At 66.8% G+C, this 14,871-nt stretch carries 15 protein-coding genes and 1 pseudogene; 15 read left to right on the forward strand and 1 reads right to left on the reverse strand.

Going from position 1 to position 14,871, the window contains the following annotated elements:
- The 13 genes from E6R62_RS33570 (at position 1) to E6R62_RS33630 (ending at position 11,840) form a co-directional block, all read left to right on the forward strand.
- On the forward strand, positions 1–1,041 hold the full coding sequence (locus E6R62_RS33570; protein ID WP_168714259.1) for an ABC transporter permease: 1,041 nt from the start codon (positions 1–3) through the stop codon (positions 1,039–1,041).
- Entirely contained in the window at positions 1,038–2,372 is a 1,335-nt protein-coding gene (locus tag E6R62_RS33575; protein ID WP_240802047.1) for a YcaO-like family protein, read from the forward strand. The genes E6R62_RS33570 and E6R62_RS33575 overlap by 4 nt, the downstream gene beginning before the upstream one ends.
- A gap of 32 nt (positions 2,373–2,404) precedes the next feature.
- On the forward strand, positions 2,405–3,115 hold the full coding sequence (locus E6R62_RS33580; protein ID WP_168714260.1) for a TOMM precursor leader peptide-binding protein: 711 nt from the start codon (positions 2,405–2,407) through the stop codon (positions 3,113–3,115).
- Between the two features lie 9 nt (positions 3,116–3,124).
- On the forward strand, positions 3,125–4,807 hold the full coding sequence (locus E6R62_RS33585) for a nitroreductase family protein (RefSeq protein WP_136217274.1): 1,683 nt from the start codon (positions 3,125–3,127) through the stop codon (positions 4,805–4,807).
- A 1-nt stretch (position 4,808) separates the two neighbouring features.
- Complete coding sequence (locus E6R62_RS33590; protein ID WP_136217275.1) at positions 4,809–5,558, forward strand: nitroreductase family protein; 750 nt, start codon at positions 4,809–4,811, stop codon at positions 5,556–5,558.
- 118 nt (positions 5,559–5,676) lie between these two features.
- Positions 5,677–5,850 carry a thiocillin family RiPP gene (locus tag E6R62_RS33595; protein WP_136217276.1) on the forward strand — a complete coding sequence of 58 codons (174 nt, stop codon included), beginning with the start codon at positions 5,677–5,679 and terminating at the stop codon, positions 5,848–5,850.
- A gap of 34 nt (positions 5,851–5,884) precedes the next feature.
- On the forward strand, positions 5,885–6,061 hold the full coding sequence (locus E6R62_RS33600; RefSeq protein WP_136217277.1) for a thiocillin family RiPP: 177 nt from the start codon (positions 5,885–5,887) through the stop codon (positions 6,059–6,061).
- Between the two features lie 61 nt (positions 6,062–6,122).
- Positions 6,123–6,302: a thiocillin family RiPP gene (locus E6R62_RS33605; RefSeq protein WP_206308927.1), complete on the forward strand. Its 180-nt coding sequence runs from the start codon at positions 6,123–6,125 to the stop codon at positions 6,300–6,302.
- 102 nt (positions 6,303–6,404) lie between these two features.
- Positions 6,405–7,580 carry a PqqD family peptide modification chaperone gene (locus tag E6R62_RS33610; RefSeq protein ID WP_136217278.1) on the forward strand — a complete coding sequence of 392 codons (1,176 nt, stop codon included), beginning with the start codon at positions 6,405–6,407 and terminating at the stop codon, positions 7,578–7,580.
- 95 nt (positions 7,581–7,675) lie between these two features.
- Positions 7,676–10,177, forward strand: coding sequence for a lantibiotic dehydratase (locus E6R62_RS33615; protein ID WP_136217279.1), 2,502 nt, complete (start codon positions 7,676–7,678; stop codon positions 10,175–10,177).
- Complete coding sequence (locus tag E6R62_RS33620) at positions 10,174–11,058, forward strand: thiopeptide-type bacteriocin biosynthesis protein (RefSeq protein ID WP_168714261.1); 885 nt, start codon at positions 10,174–10,176, stop codon at positions 11,056–11,058. The genes E6R62_RS33615 and E6R62_RS33620 overlap by 4 nt, the downstream gene beginning before the upstream one ends.
- A gap of 54 nt (positions 11,059–11,112) precedes the next feature.
- Positions 11,113–11,325: a hypothetical protein gene (locus E6R62_RS33625; protein WP_136217281.1), complete on the forward strand. Its 213-nt coding sequence runs from the start codon at positions 11,113–11,115 to the stop codon at positions 11,323–11,325.
- A 224-nt stretch (positions 11,326–11,549) separates the two neighbouring features.
- Positions 11,550–11,840: a hypothetical protein gene (locus E6R62_RS33630; protein WP_136217282.1), complete on the forward strand. Its 291-nt coding sequence runs from the start codon at positions 11,550–11,552 to the stop codon at positions 11,838–11,840.
- A gap of 482 nt (positions 11,841–12,322) precedes the next feature.
- Here E6R62_RS33630 and E6R62_RS33635 read toward each other — a convergent pair.
- A pseudogene (locus E6R62_RS33635) lies at positions 12,323–13,132 on the reverse strand (IS5 family transposase).
- A gap of 84 nt (positions 13,133–13,216) precedes the next feature.
- On the opposite strand from E6R62_RS33635, the gene E6R62_RS33640 reads away from it, so the two are divergent.
- Together E6R62_RS33640 and E6R62_RS40405 are read left to right on the forward strand one after the other, a co-directional pair.
- Positions 13,217–14,080, forward strand: coding sequence for a hypothetical protein (locus tag E6R62_RS33640; protein WP_136217283.1), 864 nt, complete (start codon positions 13,217–13,219; stop codon positions 14,078–14,080).
- Between the two features lie 560 nt (positions 14,081–14,640).
- On the forward strand, positions 14,641–14,871 hold a 231-nt coding region (locus E6R62_RS40405; protein ID WP_206308928.1), incomplete at its 3' end, for a hypothetical protein.

Genomic DNA, 14,871 nt, shown 5'->3' on the forward strand with positions numbered 1-14,871 from the left:
ATGAGCGCGACACCCTCCGCACTGCGGCAGATGATCAGGACTAACGCACGGGAACTGTTCCGTGACGGCAAGACCGCCTTCTTCACCGTGCTCTTCCCTCTACTCTTCCTCGCGATGTTCCTGGGCCTCGGCGCGCTCACCGCCGGCGGCTCCTACCGGATCGCCGTGCTGCCCTCCCCGGACCAGCCGTCGATCGTCGAAAGCCTGGGACACGTCGATGGCTTTCATGCCGAGCCCTGGAAAGGGACGGAGCCACCCTCGACCGGTGACCTGGCTGGATATGACGCCATCGTCACCGTTTCCGGCCGGGAAGCCGCAGTGGTCGTCGACGCTTCGAGATTCGGCGCTCTGAAAGGTCTGCGGACCGGCCTCGGCGCCAGCGGCGTCGACGATTCCCTGATCGACTTCCGTACACCGGACGGGGGTGTGCCCTTCGACCCCCTCAAAGCGGCACTACCGACCGGCTTGCTCATGGTCCTGATGTCGACGGCCTTCTTCGGCACGGCAACCCCGCTGATAGCACTGAGGACGCGCGGCACCTTGCGACTGCTGGGGACCACACCTCTGCGCCGTATGACCTTCGTGCTAGCCCAGGCACCGGTCCGGCTGGCCTTGGTCGTCGTCCAACTGGTGATCCTGGGAGCGGTGGCCGTCGTCATGGACTTCATGTCCATCGCCGACACCATGCGGTTGATGTGCACGGGTTTGCTCGGTGCTGTGATGCTGTTCGCCTTCGGCTATCTGATCGCGGCCCGCCTGCGCAACGCCGAAGTAGTCAACGGACTGCTGGGCCTACTGATGCCGGTGCTGCTCTTCTTCAGCGGACTATTCCTGCCCCTCAGCATGCTGCCGTCCGTCATCACGACCGTGTCCGACGTGCTGCCCACCACTTATCTGGTGGACGCCTTCAACCACGACCTGAACGAGGCCGCCACTGCGCAGAGCCTCACTACCGACTGGTTGGTCCTCCTCGCCGCGACGGCCCTCTTCGGCGGGCTTGCCGCCTGGTTGTTCCGATGGGACCAGGGAGAAGACAGATGAACGCACCTGCTCTGCAGAGTGGCCTCGGCAGACTCACCGACCTCGACGCCCTCGTCGGCCCCTACGGGCTGGTGGAACGAACCTATCGGCTTCCCACTCACCCCGGTGACCCGCGGTTCCCCATTTTTTCGGCCTCTCTCGGCGACCTTGCTCAGGTTGTCGACAACATTGCCGAATCCACCCGCGGCCGCAGCTCCCGCGGGGAAATGGACGGGGCCGGCGGGGCTGTGGATCCTGAGCGTGCGGCTCGTCTCAGCGTCGCCGAAGCACTGGAACGCTATGCCACCTCTGTGGTCCAGCCCGGAAGCGTGATCTGGGCGACAGCAGAGGAACTCGGCGACGAGGCCATGGACCTCATGTCATTCCCCCGCTGCTCTCCCGCAGAACTGGCCCATCCCCGCGCACTCACCGTTGACGTCGACACCAAAGCCCCGATGCGCTGGGTCCGCGGATGGTCCCTTACCGCGCAGAAGACCCAGTGGGTGCCCGCTGTAGGAGTGTGGATGCACATCGCGCCCCAGTCGAGGGCCGAAAGGTACACAAACCCCATCTCGACAGGCTGCGCCACCCACACCGATCTGGCGCAGGCCCTGGTGAACGCGGTGTGCGAAGTGGTGGAACGGGACGCCATTGCTCTGACTTGGTACCAGCGTCTGGCTTTGCCGCGCATTGATTTCGACATGGTGCCGGAGAACCTGGCTCCGTTCTTGGAGAAGTCACGCAACAGCTTGGTGGAGACCGCCTTCTTTGACGCGACGACCGACCTCGGGATCCCGACGATCTACTCGGTTGACCTCTCTCCGAACAACGAGGTTCTGGGTCAGATGGTCATGTGCAACACGAGCCTGGACCCGGTCGACAGCGTGGCCAAAATTGTCCGTGAATCGGCGTCCTCACGTATCGCCATGCAGGTGCCACGTGAGATGCCCCCATCCGTGGACGACTTCATGCACGTCTTCCACGGGGCGGCTTATATGGGCCGACCGGATCGCAGGACCGACTTCGACTTCCTGCTCGAAGGTCGGGCCCGCCGACCCCTCAGCGAACTGCCCGTACTTGTGACCGGCGACAGCCGACAGGACCTGGCGCTCCTCGTGCAGCGCTTGAAGCAGTCCGGATGTGACTTGGTAGCCGTGGAATGCACCACGGACGAGGCCCGTGATGTCGGATTCCGCGTAGTGCGCGTCATCATCCCGCAGTTGATGCCACTGTCCTTTACCCATCGCGCTCGTTACCTGGCACACCCTCGGCTGTACGAGGCACCCGCCCGCATGGGCTACCCCGTGCACATGGAGGCGGACATCAACCCGCACCCGCAGCCCTTCGCCTGACGAGCAGGTCCATGTACATGAATGGGAAGCCAATGACCAAGGTGCACGTGCTCGCCGTAGGCGGGTTCGGAGCGGCCGTCGCCGATCGGCTACGCCGTGAACGTCACGACCTGGAGATTTCCACGGACCAGGCCGGCTCTCTGGAGCTGACCGCGAGCTGGCCCAACTCCGACCTGCGTATCCTCGCCTCTTGGCGGGAGACGCCAAGACTCGCCGAGCTGCTCGACGCACGTTCGGCCGACTGGGGAACCCCTTGGTTCCCCGTGCTCGCCGAACACCCCCGGCTGCGAGTGGGTCCCGTGGTAGTCCCCGGCGCCGGTGCCTGCTACCGCTGCTTCCGCAAGCGCCGGGCACAGCACGAGCGGGACGCGACACACCTCGCGACCTTGCACGCACATTACGACGCCTTCCCCGAGTCCGGCCCCGAGGGCTTCCTGCCCCAGCATGTGGACATGTCCGCCGGCATGGCCTTGGACGTGCTGCGGCGGTTCGACGCAGGTGAGGGCAGGCGCTTCGCCGGCACTGTCCGCCACTGGCACCTGTTGGAGCAGCACCTCTCCGGCGGCCGCGTCGTCGCCGTGCACGCCTGCGACCGATGCCGCCGAGCCCGGACGGTCCCGGCCGAGTCCACCTGGGCCGATCTTGCCCGAGATCTGACACCCCTGCTGACCCCCCTCGACGAGGGCGCGGTCTTCACTCCGGACGGGCCCCAGGCCGCGTCGTCGACTTCTCCTCACCAGTGAGGTAGTGCCTTGGCCGACAACAAACTGATCTCCGCAGAGGAGATGCGCCGCGCAGTCGCGCAAGACCCCCAGTTCAGTGCCCCCAAACAGCCCGCCCTGTGCCGCGGCCTGGTGGTGGTGCCCTTCTCCGACGGCATCCTCGTCGAAGGCGCACCGACCCGGCAGGTCCTGCGGGGAGCGGCGGCCCGCGACCTGACCGCGCGGCTGTTGCCACTCCTCGACGGAGCGAGGACCGTGACGCAACTGGCGGAGCAGATGGTTGTGCCCGTGCAACACATAGAACAGGTCATCGCGCTCCTGTACACCTGTGGACTTTTGGAGGAGGGCGCTGGCAACACTGCCGTCATGGCAGCCGACGGAGCCGCCGCCATCTTCTGGTCGCGCAGCCTCGACTCCACCCGTGTCAACCGCAACGCCATCGAAGCCATGCAACGACTGAACGGCACGCGGGTGGCCGTGGTCACCAACGGCGACGTCGGCGAAGGACTCCGGGACACTCTTCTGGCAAGTGGATTCGGCGACGTTGAACTCGTCGCATCGCCTTCCGACCTCAGCGATGTTCCAGGCCTCCTGGTTGCCATCAACGAGGACGGCCACACGCACCTTGGAGAGGCCGCCCGGTGGTGCCGTACCCATGGCATACCGATGCTCCCCGCACATCTTCACGGCACGACGCTGGACATCGGCCCCTACATCGATCCAGAGTTCACCGTCTCCTTCGACGAAGCGGACCGTCAACGCCGGGCGCACAGTCTTTCGGACCGTCATGACTCGGCTGCCGGCAGCGCGGTGCGCATCATGGCAGCGGCCCTGATCGCGAGCCAGGCGACGGCCATCACAAGCCGGGTCGGTACCGCGTCAGTTCTCCGGGGCATGGTCAGGACCGACTTGGAGTCATGGCGTCAGGACATGTACGTCACGGCCCCGGTTCCCGACCGTACGGACTCCCGGTCCTCACTCACAGCGGGCAACGTGCCGCTCGCCCTCGCCTTCGAGACGTCGGTCGCCTTCCCGCCTCGGAAGCTCCTCAACCCCCGCGACCATCAGATGCACTACAAGCCCGGCAACATCGCACTGCAGCACGAGAGCAAGCGCTGGCCGAGTGCCCGTACCCTCGCGCTCCCCAAGACGGCGATCCACCCGCAGACACCCCTGGAACCACCCCGAGAAACTACGGCCAAGCGAGTTGGCCTGAGGCACCTTGCTTCCTTGCTCATGCTCGCCGTCGGACGCCAGGAGGAATCGGCTCCGGGCCGGCCCAGCGTCCCTCGCTGGGCACCCACCGGCGGCAATCTAGGCTCCCCGAACCTGCACGCCCTGATAAGGGATGTCGAGGACGTCCCGGCCGGCATCTGGGGATACGACTCTGCAGCCCACCGGCTGGCGCGTCTTCCCGACGTGGTCGACCTGGCTCAGGCGCCTGGTTCGGACGCCGCAGTCACGCTCGTCCTCACCGGTTCTCTGGCCCGAGTCGCGTCGAAATACTCCACCTTCGCGTGGCGCATCGTGCACCTGGACGCCGGAGTTGCCCTTGCCCAGCTGTCACACGCAGCACGAAGCTTCGGGCTCCAGGCCCGACCGCTGGACCGATGGGACGACTTGGCTCTGGCCGCCGTGCTCGACCTCGACCTGGACGCCGAGCCCATTACTGGGGTCGTGGAACTCCGCCCTTTCAGCGCAGAGGAGGCCTGAAATGCAGATGACGTCACCACTCCCCGGCCTGCTGGACCACAACGAGCTGCTGCGACAGCTCCAGCTGCGTTCTCGACTGGACGCTGCCGCCTTGAGCGCGGAACCCCATACGCCGGCCCCCGCACTGCACGGAATGCTTCAGTCTGCAGGGGAGGGGAAGCACAAAGTTTCCGCCGAGATCGCGCCCGCGAGCGCGGAGCCCCTCGAATCCCTGTTGCGGCGCCGGGCATCGGTACGTACCTACGCACCGCGGGCCGTGGAGGTTGACGTGCTCGCCGCCATTATCGAACGGGCTGCGACGTTCGACCGTGGCGCATGGCCCGACCACGACGCAGGCGCTTGCCTGGAGTTCCTCGTGGCGGCTCGAAACGTGTCCGGACTGCCCACGGGGCTGCACCTGTACTCCCCGGCGGAAGGCGGGTTCACGCGGCTTGCCGATCTGCCGGCAGGCGACGCGGCCGCCGATCTCGTGCTCCAGCTCGAGTTCGCGCACGCACCCGCGATCGTCATGGTGTGCGGCCCGCTGGCGGCATCCTTGGACCGCCACGGTGAACACGGCCATCGGCTGTTGCTCACCCGGGCCGGAGCCGCCGCCCACACTGCCTGGCTCACCGCCTTGGACCGGGGTCTGGTTGGCAGCATCTTCGCCGGATTTCTCTCCTCGGCCCTCAAGCCGCTTGTACCGCTCGACGGCTACCGCAGCGCACAGCTGCTGGCGTTCTCCTGCGGCCACGCAGCTGCCTCCGAGTGACGCTCGCCACCGCGTGCGCACCCACACCAGACTCCGCACTCCGATGAGAGTGCGGCTCTCTACGGCGGACTCGCACCTGCAGCCGCCGGTCATACACACCACAGGAACGGAGGGCTTCATGCCCAACGACTTCGAGCTTGGCATCGACCTTTTCGCCGAGGACATCACCGCCCTGACGGTCGACGAGCTGCCCACCGACTCGTCCCTGGCCTCGGTGTCCACTGCCGGCACCTTCGGCTGCCTGCTCGGTTCCACCGTCGCCACCGCTGGTACGGCCAGCTCCCAGGGCTGACCCTCACCCACCTCGCCTACGAAAGGACATTGCTGTGGGAGAAACCATCAACCTCGACCTCTTCGCCGAGGACATCACCACCGAACTGACCGCCGAGGTCCTCGACAACGCGGCCCTGCTGGGTACCTGGGGCTCGATCGGCACGTTCGGCAGTGCCACGTGCCCCGCCTCCACCGCCTCGACCGGCGGCAGCGCGTCTTCGGCCGGCTGATCACCCTCCCGACCGCATCAGCGACCGGGTACCACCGAAACCCATTGAAAGGAACAGCATCATGAACACGACCGAAATCCAGGACGTGATGATCATTGACCTGTCCGTCGAGGACATGACGGTGGAGACGCTCGGCGACAGCGCCCTGCTGGGCACCGCCGCCTCCTTCGGCACCGCCGCCTCGGCCAGCTGCCCGGCGGCGTGCTTCGGTACCGCCAGCTCCGCCTCCTCGGCCGGCTGATCACCGCACCACTGAAATCCAGATGAAGACGCTGTCCGGCCGGCACTGGCTCAGAGTGCCGGCCGGACAGCGGCCCCAGCATTATCCCCTCAGGAGCCATTCATGCGATCACCTGCCGCGGCCGAGCACCAGCAGCAAGCCGCGCCCGAAAGCAGCGAAGCGGCAACCAGGGAGACGAGCAGCGTGGACACCGCATGGCTCGACACCGAGCCGCTGGCGGTGAGAGACACCGTCGAACTCACGGACGGTCTCGATGGCCGTCCCCTCCTGTTCGACTCCGATACCGGCAAGTATGTGGCCGTGTCCAAGGCCGGTACGGTCATCCTGACGCTCCTCGACGGCAAGACCACCGCGCGAGACGTCGTGCGCCGGGTGGCTCCGCCGGCCGCAGACCCGGCCCGCGCCGAGACCGCCGTCATTCGATTCCTGACCGAGCTCCGCCAAGCCGGGGTGCTCACCCTGGCACCACAGGAGGAGACGCGCCGGGAACGGGTCCTCAAGTACTCGCTGCGGCAGAGGATGCCCCGCAAGCCGCTGACCCGCTCCGTCCACATACTGCTCGAACCTGTCGCCAACGTGCTGCAGAAGCTGCCCGTACCTGCGGTCGTCGGCATGTGGATCACGCTGACGGTCGCGGGTCTGTCCACGGCGGGATACGCCCTCACGACCCGGAGCCTGCCGGACTACACGGCCTGGTCCGGGATCGCGGCGCTCCTGCTGATGCTCCAGATCGCCGTCCACGAGCTGGCGCACGCCCTGGTGTGTCAGTCCTTGAGGGTGCCGGTCCGGGAGGCCGGCATCACCCTCATGCTCTACGTGATGCCTGTGGCGTACGTGGACCGTACGGATGCCTACCGCGTGCGGGGTCGCGCACCGCGCGCACTCATCGCGCTCGCGGGGCCCATGAGCGACGCCATCTGGGCGGGAGCCACCGGCCTGGTCCTGCTCCACTCCAGCGGAGCCGTACACGACGTCGCCGGTGCGCTCCTGCAACTGCAGGTCCTTCTCATGATCGTGAACCTGAATCCGCTGCTGCCGTCGGACGGCTACCACGCACTGGAGTCAGCCATGGGCTCCGTCAACCTCCGCGGCCGGTCCTTCGCCTTTCTCGTCCACATGGTCACCAGGGCCCCGCTGCCCAGTCATCTGCTCGTGAGCGGCAAGCTCAAGCGTGTCGGCTACTGCGCCTTCGGCGTCCTGTGCGCTCTCTACGGAGTGTTCATGGTCGGGGTCGTCCTGACGTGGTGGTGGCACCTCATCGAAGGGCTTCTCGGATGACACTGATCCCGCCCGCGCCCCAGCCGCCGACACCATCTGAGACCACACCACCAGCGCAGATCGAGGGTCGTGCACCGGCCGCGCTGAGTCCCGTGGTGTCCGCGTGGACGGTGCACCGCGTCAACCGTCTGCCCGTCGAGTCGCTGGATCTGGACCTGCCCCGCACCTCGGACTCCCTGCGTCGGGAGTCGGCGTACGAGGAGCGACTCGCCGACCGGGCCGCCTTCCTCTCCGATGCCCTGCACGCCGCTGTTCCCATGCTCGACGACGCCCCGCACGTCCGCCGCGCGGCCCTCCGGCTGCGCCGCTGCGTACACAACGGCCGTCCGGCACAGTTGCCGGACGACGTCATGACACGGCTGCGCGAAACGCTGGGCGGTATGGCCGCCCACGCACTGACCGAGTGGTTCGACGACATGCGCGACCTCTCAGCACTGCGCACCCGAACCGATGCCCTCTACGAAGAGGAAACCACGCGGGCCAACGAGCGCCTGCGGGAGGTTCTCGCTGAACCCGCCTTCGCCCAAGGCCTCGCCCAGGCAAGCCCCCACCTGCTCGACCACGTGACAGCCAAGCCGCTCGAACCGCACGGTAAGGCGGCCCGCTCGGTGCTCGGCTACGTCTCCAGGGCGGCCGTCAAGACCAGCCCCTTCTCCCGGCTGACCGCACTGGCCCTGCAGGACCGCGAAGCAGACGGAACCGGCCACAGCTACGTCGACCAGCAGCATGTCCGTGCCTGGCTGGACACCCTGGCACGCGACGAGCGCTTCGCCTCTGCCTTCCAGGTGGAGCCCAACAGGTCGTTGCGCCGGCCGGGGGGACGCCCGTACCTGCTGACCCCTGCCTATCCCGGCCCGGGCGAATCCGCTTGGCGTACGGACTCCGTCACTGACGTCTCCCGTTACGTAGAGCTGATCGAAGATTTGGCCTCATGGCCCCGCATGACGATCACCCAGGCACTGGTACGCATCGGGGGCAGTGACCCCTTCGGAGGCTTCCTCAGACTGCTGGACACCGGGCTGCTGCGCCTCGCGCTCCCCTGGACGGCGACGGAGCCGCACCCCGCCCGTGCCCTCGCCCGAAGCCTCGAGTGCCTTTCCGACCCGGTCGCGCAGCGCACCCGTGCGTTGCTGGAGGACCTAGGAGAAGAGGCGGCGGCACTCCACCTGCTGTCCGGGAGCGAGCGTGCTCGGTCGGTCAACCGGCTCGCTGCGCAGATCGGATCCGTCAGCGCAGACGACCCGCAGCCCGCCATCCGCTACGCCGTGTACGAGGATGCCCTGTCCGACGTTCCGGCGGACCTGCCGGTCGAAGCCGTCCAAGGGGACCTCGCCGACCTGGGCCGTCTCCTCCGCCCCTATATCTTCCGTTCACACGTCTACGATTGGCTTCGGGACGAGTTCGTGGCCCGGTACGGCGCTGGCGGGCACTCAGACCTGTTCGAGTTTCTGTGGGCTGTCGCAGCCTCCCCGGGGTTCGAGGGAAACCTCTACCGCGCACTGCAAAAAGACCACGGGGAGTCGGGACGCCCCACTGACCGTGCATGGCTGCCCGTGTCCGTCTCCAGCGCGCCGCCGACGGCAGCCGTTCTGTACCAGGTGGCGGCACGATCGACCGACGCCGTCCGCCTAGGCGAATACCAGCTCGTGGTGAACCAGTACAACTCTGGAGTCGGCGGGCTGCTCGCGCGCTTCCGCCATCAGTTGGACGGCCCGGTGGCCGACGGCGCAGGGCTTACCAACCAGCTGCAGGGCTGGATCGCCGACCTGTTCCCGCACGCTGTACCGCACCAGCTCACCCTGTCCGGTGACGTGAACGGGATGCACCGTGCAGCCGGTGGGGTGCTGCCCGCGCTCCACTGGCCGGGGGAGCCCTCCCACGCCGGTGAAGCCGTGCAGGCGGAGGTGCCCCCCACCATGAGCCACTGCCCGGTCACAAACACCCTGGAGGTCGCGGACCACACCGGCCGTGCCCTCGCACCCGTCTACCTGGGCGTCGTGCCGCAGCACCTCATCCCCGGGGTCGCACGCCTGCTGCTGTGCCTCGCCGATCCGTGGGTCAACGGATCCCGTCTGTGCTGCACGCCAAATCCGGTTGACGGCTCTCCACCCATCACCGGCGAGGCCATGAAACTCGTGCCGCGCCAGGTCCACAACCGCCTGGTCCTCCAACGCCGTACCTGGCGGCTCGCCCCCGACGCCCTGCCCCAGCCGACCAAGGGCGAGCAGCCGTCGGCCTACTTCCGGCGGGTGCATGCGTGGCGCGTCAGCCGAGGCCTCCCGGACGAGGTGTTCGTGTCCGTCGAGTCTCCCTTCACAGCGGCGGGAACGGCCTCCTCACAGGGAAAACCCTTCTGGCTCTCCTTCCGGAGCCCGCACGCTATCTGGGCTGCGGCGAATCACATCGCAAGAGCGAAGAACGCGACGGCCGTCCGGTTCGCGGAAACGTGCCCTGACCGCTCCGCGTATTGGCTGCGCGACGACAGCGGGAGCCGCCGGGCAGCCGAACACGTATCCCTACTGCGCTGGCAGCGCCCCACAGCCCATGCCCACCCCGACGACGAGCAGAAGACCTACCGCGAGGACGGGAGCCTGTGAACACCCCTCTCGTACAAGCGTCTTGGTGGTACGCACGCCTCTACCCAGGCGGACTCGACCGCCTGGCCCCGGCTGTTTCCCGCTTCCTGCCACCACTTGTCGGCCTGGCGCAGGAACTCGGCGCCGACCGCTGGTTCTTTATCCAGTACACCGACTGGAAGGGCCCGCACCTGAGGCTCCGGATCCACGGCGAGCGCGACACGGTGGACCGGCTCCACCGTCGGCTCCCGCGGATCGCCCTCGACCTCGCAGCACTCGCCCGCGAGGGCGTCCCGAGCCGTAGAGTCCTGGTTCCCTTCGAGCTAGGCCCGTTCAGCGGAAGCCATGCCGGAGCCGAAGCCGGTCTCTACGAACCCGAGGACGGAAAATACGGAGGGCCCCTGGGGACCGAGCTCGCGGAAGAGGTCTTCCAGCATTCCAGCGACCTCGCCCTGTGGGCCACAAGTTTGCAGCGCCCCCTCGATCGTGCAGCCCTTGCCACACTGCTGCTGCGCGCCTCGGTAGTTGCCCTGCGGGATGACGGTACGAGCACCGACACCGCCTGGTTCTGGGAGCGCCACCTCGCATGGTGGACCCATGACGGAGGACGAGAAGCCGAAGCGCTCCGCACACGTTTGCGGCACTCAGCGGATGCGGACAAGCTGGGAATCCGCAGCCGGATCGCTGACATGACAACCGACCCGGAGGTGCGGGCCCGTGTACAGGTCTGGACGGAGGTTCTGTCCGCATACCTAAAGAGGGCCAAAGCTCGCCAGGTTGCCTATAGCGCAGGGCACCTGGTGTTCCACCAGGCCCACATGATGTGCAACCGGCTGGGAGTGCTACCGCGAGAAGAGGCCCTCCTAGGAATCCTGGCGTCCGAACAACCCGGTTCGCTGTGAACCTTTGTGGCATCCCATCAGAGGGTGAGCCGCACGTAGTGGCACAATATATGCATGGCACATGATGAGAAATCCGGAAACCGTTCCATAGCTATTGGTCTCGCGGCGGGCATGTCGCTCGGCATCGCAGTCGGGCTTCTGCTCGGGCTTTTCGTCTTCGACAACGTCGGCCTCGGTGTGGGCCTCGGTATCGGGATCGGCAGCGCTGCCGGTATCGGCCCCGCCGTACGCCGCGCCCACAGTGCACCCGCGCGGGACGAAGACTGAGGCTACCCTCCGGCCGCTCCGGCACCACACCACTCCAACCTGTACGAGTGCCACTGTCAGTTTTCAGACAATCGAAAGGATGCAGAATGCGCTCAACTGTCACAAGGACAGCCGTCGTCGGGATAGCTTTAGCTGCCTGTTCGCTCTCCATGAGCCCGGCGTCTGCGGCGGAAGGAAGCTGGTCCAGGGCTTACGGAAACGCAGCGGTCACGGGGAATCATCGTGTGGAACGTGAGCTGCCTTTCTCTGTACTTTCCACGCTGGTCATCACAGGCGAGCTGAAGAACACCGGCAACGACTGCTATTCTCTCTGGGCCAAGCTCGACATCGGCAGTGCACCAGCCACGAGGGCTGCCACCCAGTGCGGTGCGGGCTCGGCGACGTTCAATCTGCGCTCGGCGCCCAGCATGAGCCCTAGCGGAACGCTCTTCCTCTGTAGAGGCGAAGGCACCCAGGACTGCGGTCCGCGGTTCTCGGCCCGCGAGTTCCCCGTCAACCTCTGGCCGATTATCTGATGCTAGCCTCAGCCCGCGCGGCGGGCGACGAGGTCGCCGCGCGCCGGCGCGCATCGAATGGGCCGTGACTGACCGGCCCGCCTGACGGCGACACACCAGACCTGGCTAGGGCGGCGGGCCGCACGGAAGACTCCGTGCGGCCGGTCGCTGCTGCTCTGGATGCTTTCCGGCTGAGGCGGGTGTGCGCCCCCAGGCGAACTTGAGGTCGTCGAGCAGGGCGTCCTCCAGCGACCGCTCCTATCGGGCGCGCAGCAGGAACGGGGCGTCTACATCCGTTCACAGATAAAGGCACTCGTGTTGACCGGCCAGCCTGTAGCGGTCGTGCGAGGCTGGCTTACAGCCGGGCCCGACGCGCGCAGCAGCTCCTCAAGGCGGTCCCTGGTGCCGGTCGGCGAACGCCTTCAGGTGCTGCATCCGGTGTTGGAGGTGGCGCGGCCGCGCTGGGCGGCGGTGGTGTCGGCGATGCGCAATAAGACTTCGTTTCATTTGGCGAGGCGGCGGTGGCAGATGAGGGCTGCGGCTATGCCGACGAAGGCGAGGAAGTGTTCGGCCTTGCGCTCGTATCGGCGATGGAGGCGGCGGCAGCCGGCGAGCCAGGACACGGTCCCTTTCGACGACCCACCGGTGGCGGCCGAGACGCTGTGACGACTCGATGCCCTTGCGGGCGATGCGGTGGCGGATGCCGCGTTTGCGGAGCCATCGGCGCAGGTGGTCGTAGTCGTAGCCCTTGTCGGCGTGCAGTTTCGCCGGCCGTCGCCTGCGCGGGCCGCGGCGGGAACGGATGGGCGGGATCCCACGCACGAGCGGTTCCAGGCCGAGGCTGTCGTGCATGTTCGCGCCCGAGATGCCGAGCGAGAGCGGCAGTCCGTTCCGATCGGTGATCAGGTGGATTTTCGATCCGGGCTTGCCACGGTCGGTCGGATTCGGTCCCGTCAAAGGCCCCCTTTTGCAGCCCGCATGCTGACGGAGTCGATCGCGCAGCGCGACCAGTCCAGTTCCCCGCGGGCACCGAGTTCGTCAAGGATGACGCGGTGGAGGCGGGCCCAGACCCGAGCCCGGCTCCACTGGGCGAAACGCCGGTAGACCGTCTGCCAGCTCGGGCCGAAAACCGGCGGCAGCTGCCGCCACGTGCAGCCCGAGGTCGCTACGAAGATGATCGCGGCCAATGCTTCGCGGTCACCCGCTCGACGCCGGCCGCCACCCTGCGGACGTATCACCTCCGTCGGCGGTACCACCCGCCGGAACAACACCCACAACTCGTCCGGCATCAACCGCTCAACCAAATCCGCCATGCACGGATCAACGAACCATCACGCCAAAAGAAACGATGTCTTAGTGACGCGGTCGTCGGTTCGCGAACTCTGTCGGCCTGGCGGATGTCCCTGCAGATCGAGAACGTCATGGGCGAGATCGTCAAGGGCCCGGCCTTCACCATGCCGATGCCCTGGGCCTCGGAGAGCTTCCGGAAGGCACTCGGAGGCACCGTCCACCGCCAGGTGTACATGACGGACTGGCTGGCGCAGATCGACACCGGTCGAGGACTGCTTTCGGAGGCCAGCAGTCGCCCTCTCTCGGAGTACCGGGAATACGTGGGCGGTCTCGGACACAGTCCAACCCGCTTCGAGCTTGATTCTTCTCTGCACTCCGGCCTCGGCGTGAACGGGCTTCTGGGGGCTGATGCGCTCAGTTCCCCTGCCGTCCTCGACGACGTCGAACTGGAGGTGGAGGTCGCCGACCGGGTCGAGGATCTCCTCACTCCGCAGCAAGCGGGGCGGCTCGACGCATTCGAGGACCTCCGCAGGGTGATGACGGGCGTCGATGCCAAGGTTGTAGAGATGCTCGAAGGCGGATGGCATGTCGTTCGTGAGGCTCCGCCGGCTGCTGCCGAAATGGCTGCTCAGTGCGCGGTCGAGGCCATTGACCGCGCCATCCGCGCAGCCGCGCCCGATAGCGAGGTAGAACAGTGGCTTCCTTCTTCAGGGCGTCCCAAGAAAGAGTGGCACTCTGAGTCCGGCCGGCTCACCAGATCCGTGAGGATCCGGTACATCATGCGTGGCTACAAGGACGAGGCGAAGATGACATGCACCGTGGCGGACAACCTCATCGCCCTTCAGATGCAGACGACGTCACGCGCCCAAGCCATCAAGCACGCGTCAGCAGGCGACTTGCAGCTGGCCCGCTGCCTGCTGAGTACCGCGGAGCACATCCTGACGATGCTGTTTGTCGTCGAGAGACATTAAAGGCAGTCGGGACAACCCCTTCATAGGCGCCCGGCGCGGGTTTCCAAACGCGAGAGCGGACTCCTGTGACTGCTCGGATGCCGTACCGGGAGGAGCCGGAGGCGGTCTTGTAGCTGTCTCACAGAACGCGGTTTTCCCTGGCCAGGGTACCCGTGTACATCGTGCCGAAAAGACTCAGTTGAACGTCGAGAGCAGGCAGGAAACCGGGGGGCTCCCCTCGTCCAGATACAAGATGCGTGCTACACGGTGCGGTGCGAAACTCAACAAGGACGGTAGACAGACTCGACCAATACGCCTCTCTCGGAGGTGAGGTCGAAGGCATACGTCACGTCTGAGTCCCGTCGGGACGCGGCGCCACGATCGTGGCTTGACGAACGTCTCGGCGAACCCAAGATTCTGAGACAGGGAGCGTGAAAGGCATGGCCCGAGTCCGCAGGCATCTTCCGGCTGTCGCCGCCGCGTCGGCAGCGGCAATCGCACTGGTCGGGAGCATTGCTCTACCAACTGCCGCCGCATCCCCGAAGCTTCTCTCGCAGTCGGACACGTGCAAGTCGGGGTACGTGTGGCGTGAAGCCACTGGCTCCGGTGACCACGTCTGTGTCACTCCGGGGGTCCGCGCCCAGGCACAGGACGACAACGCCCACGCCGCGGCGAGGCGGGTCAGCCCCAGCGACTCCACCTGCAAGTCCGGATATGTGTGGCGCGAGGCAACAGCCAGCGACCTCGTCTGCGTCACCCCGGGCACCCGCGCCCAGGCAAAAGACGACAACGCCCACGCCGCCAGCCGCGTC

Origin of the sequence: Streptomyces sp. A1136, from assembly GCF_004795055.1 — a bacterium.
Classification (GTDB): domain Bacteria; phylum Actinomycetota; class Actinomycetes; order Streptomycetales; family Streptomycetaceae; genus Streptomyces.

Coding starts and splice junctions, on each gene's coding strand:
- E6R62_RS33590 (WP_136217275.1), top strand. CDS start 4,809: ATGCAGATGACGTCACCACTCCCCGGCCTGCTGGACCACAACGAGCTG.
- E6R62_RS33625 (WP_136217281.1), top strand. CDS start 11,113: ATGGCACATGATGAGAAATCCGGAAACCGTTCCATAGCTATTGGTCTC.
- E6R62_RS33575 (WP_240802047.1), top strand. CDS start 1,038: ATGAACGCACCTGCTCTGCAGAGTGGCCTCGGCAGACTCACCGACCTC.
- E6R62_RS33580 (WP_168714260.1), top strand. CDS start 2,405: ATGACCAAGGTGCACGTGCTCGCCGTAGGCGGGTTCGGAGCGGCCGTC.
- E6R62_RS33640 (WP_136217283.1), top strand. CDS start 13,217: ATGTCCCTGCAGATCGAGAACGTCATGGGCGAGATCGTCAAGGGCCCG.
- E6R62_RS33595 (WP_136217276.1), top strand. CDS start 5,677: ATGCCCAACGACTTCGAGCTTGGCATCGACCTTTTCGCCGAGGACATC.
- E6R62_RS33605 (WP_206308927.1), top strand. CDS start 6,123: ATGAACACGACCGAAATCCAGGACGTGATGATCATTGACCTGTCCGTC.
- E6R62_RS33570 (WP_168714259.1), top strand. CDS start 1: ATGAGCGCGACACCCTCCGCACTGCGGCAGATGATCAGGACTAACGCA.
- E6R62_RS33610 (WP_136217278.1), top strand. CDS start 6,405: ATGCGATCACCTGCCGCGGCCGAGCACCAGCAGCAAGCCGCGCCCGAA.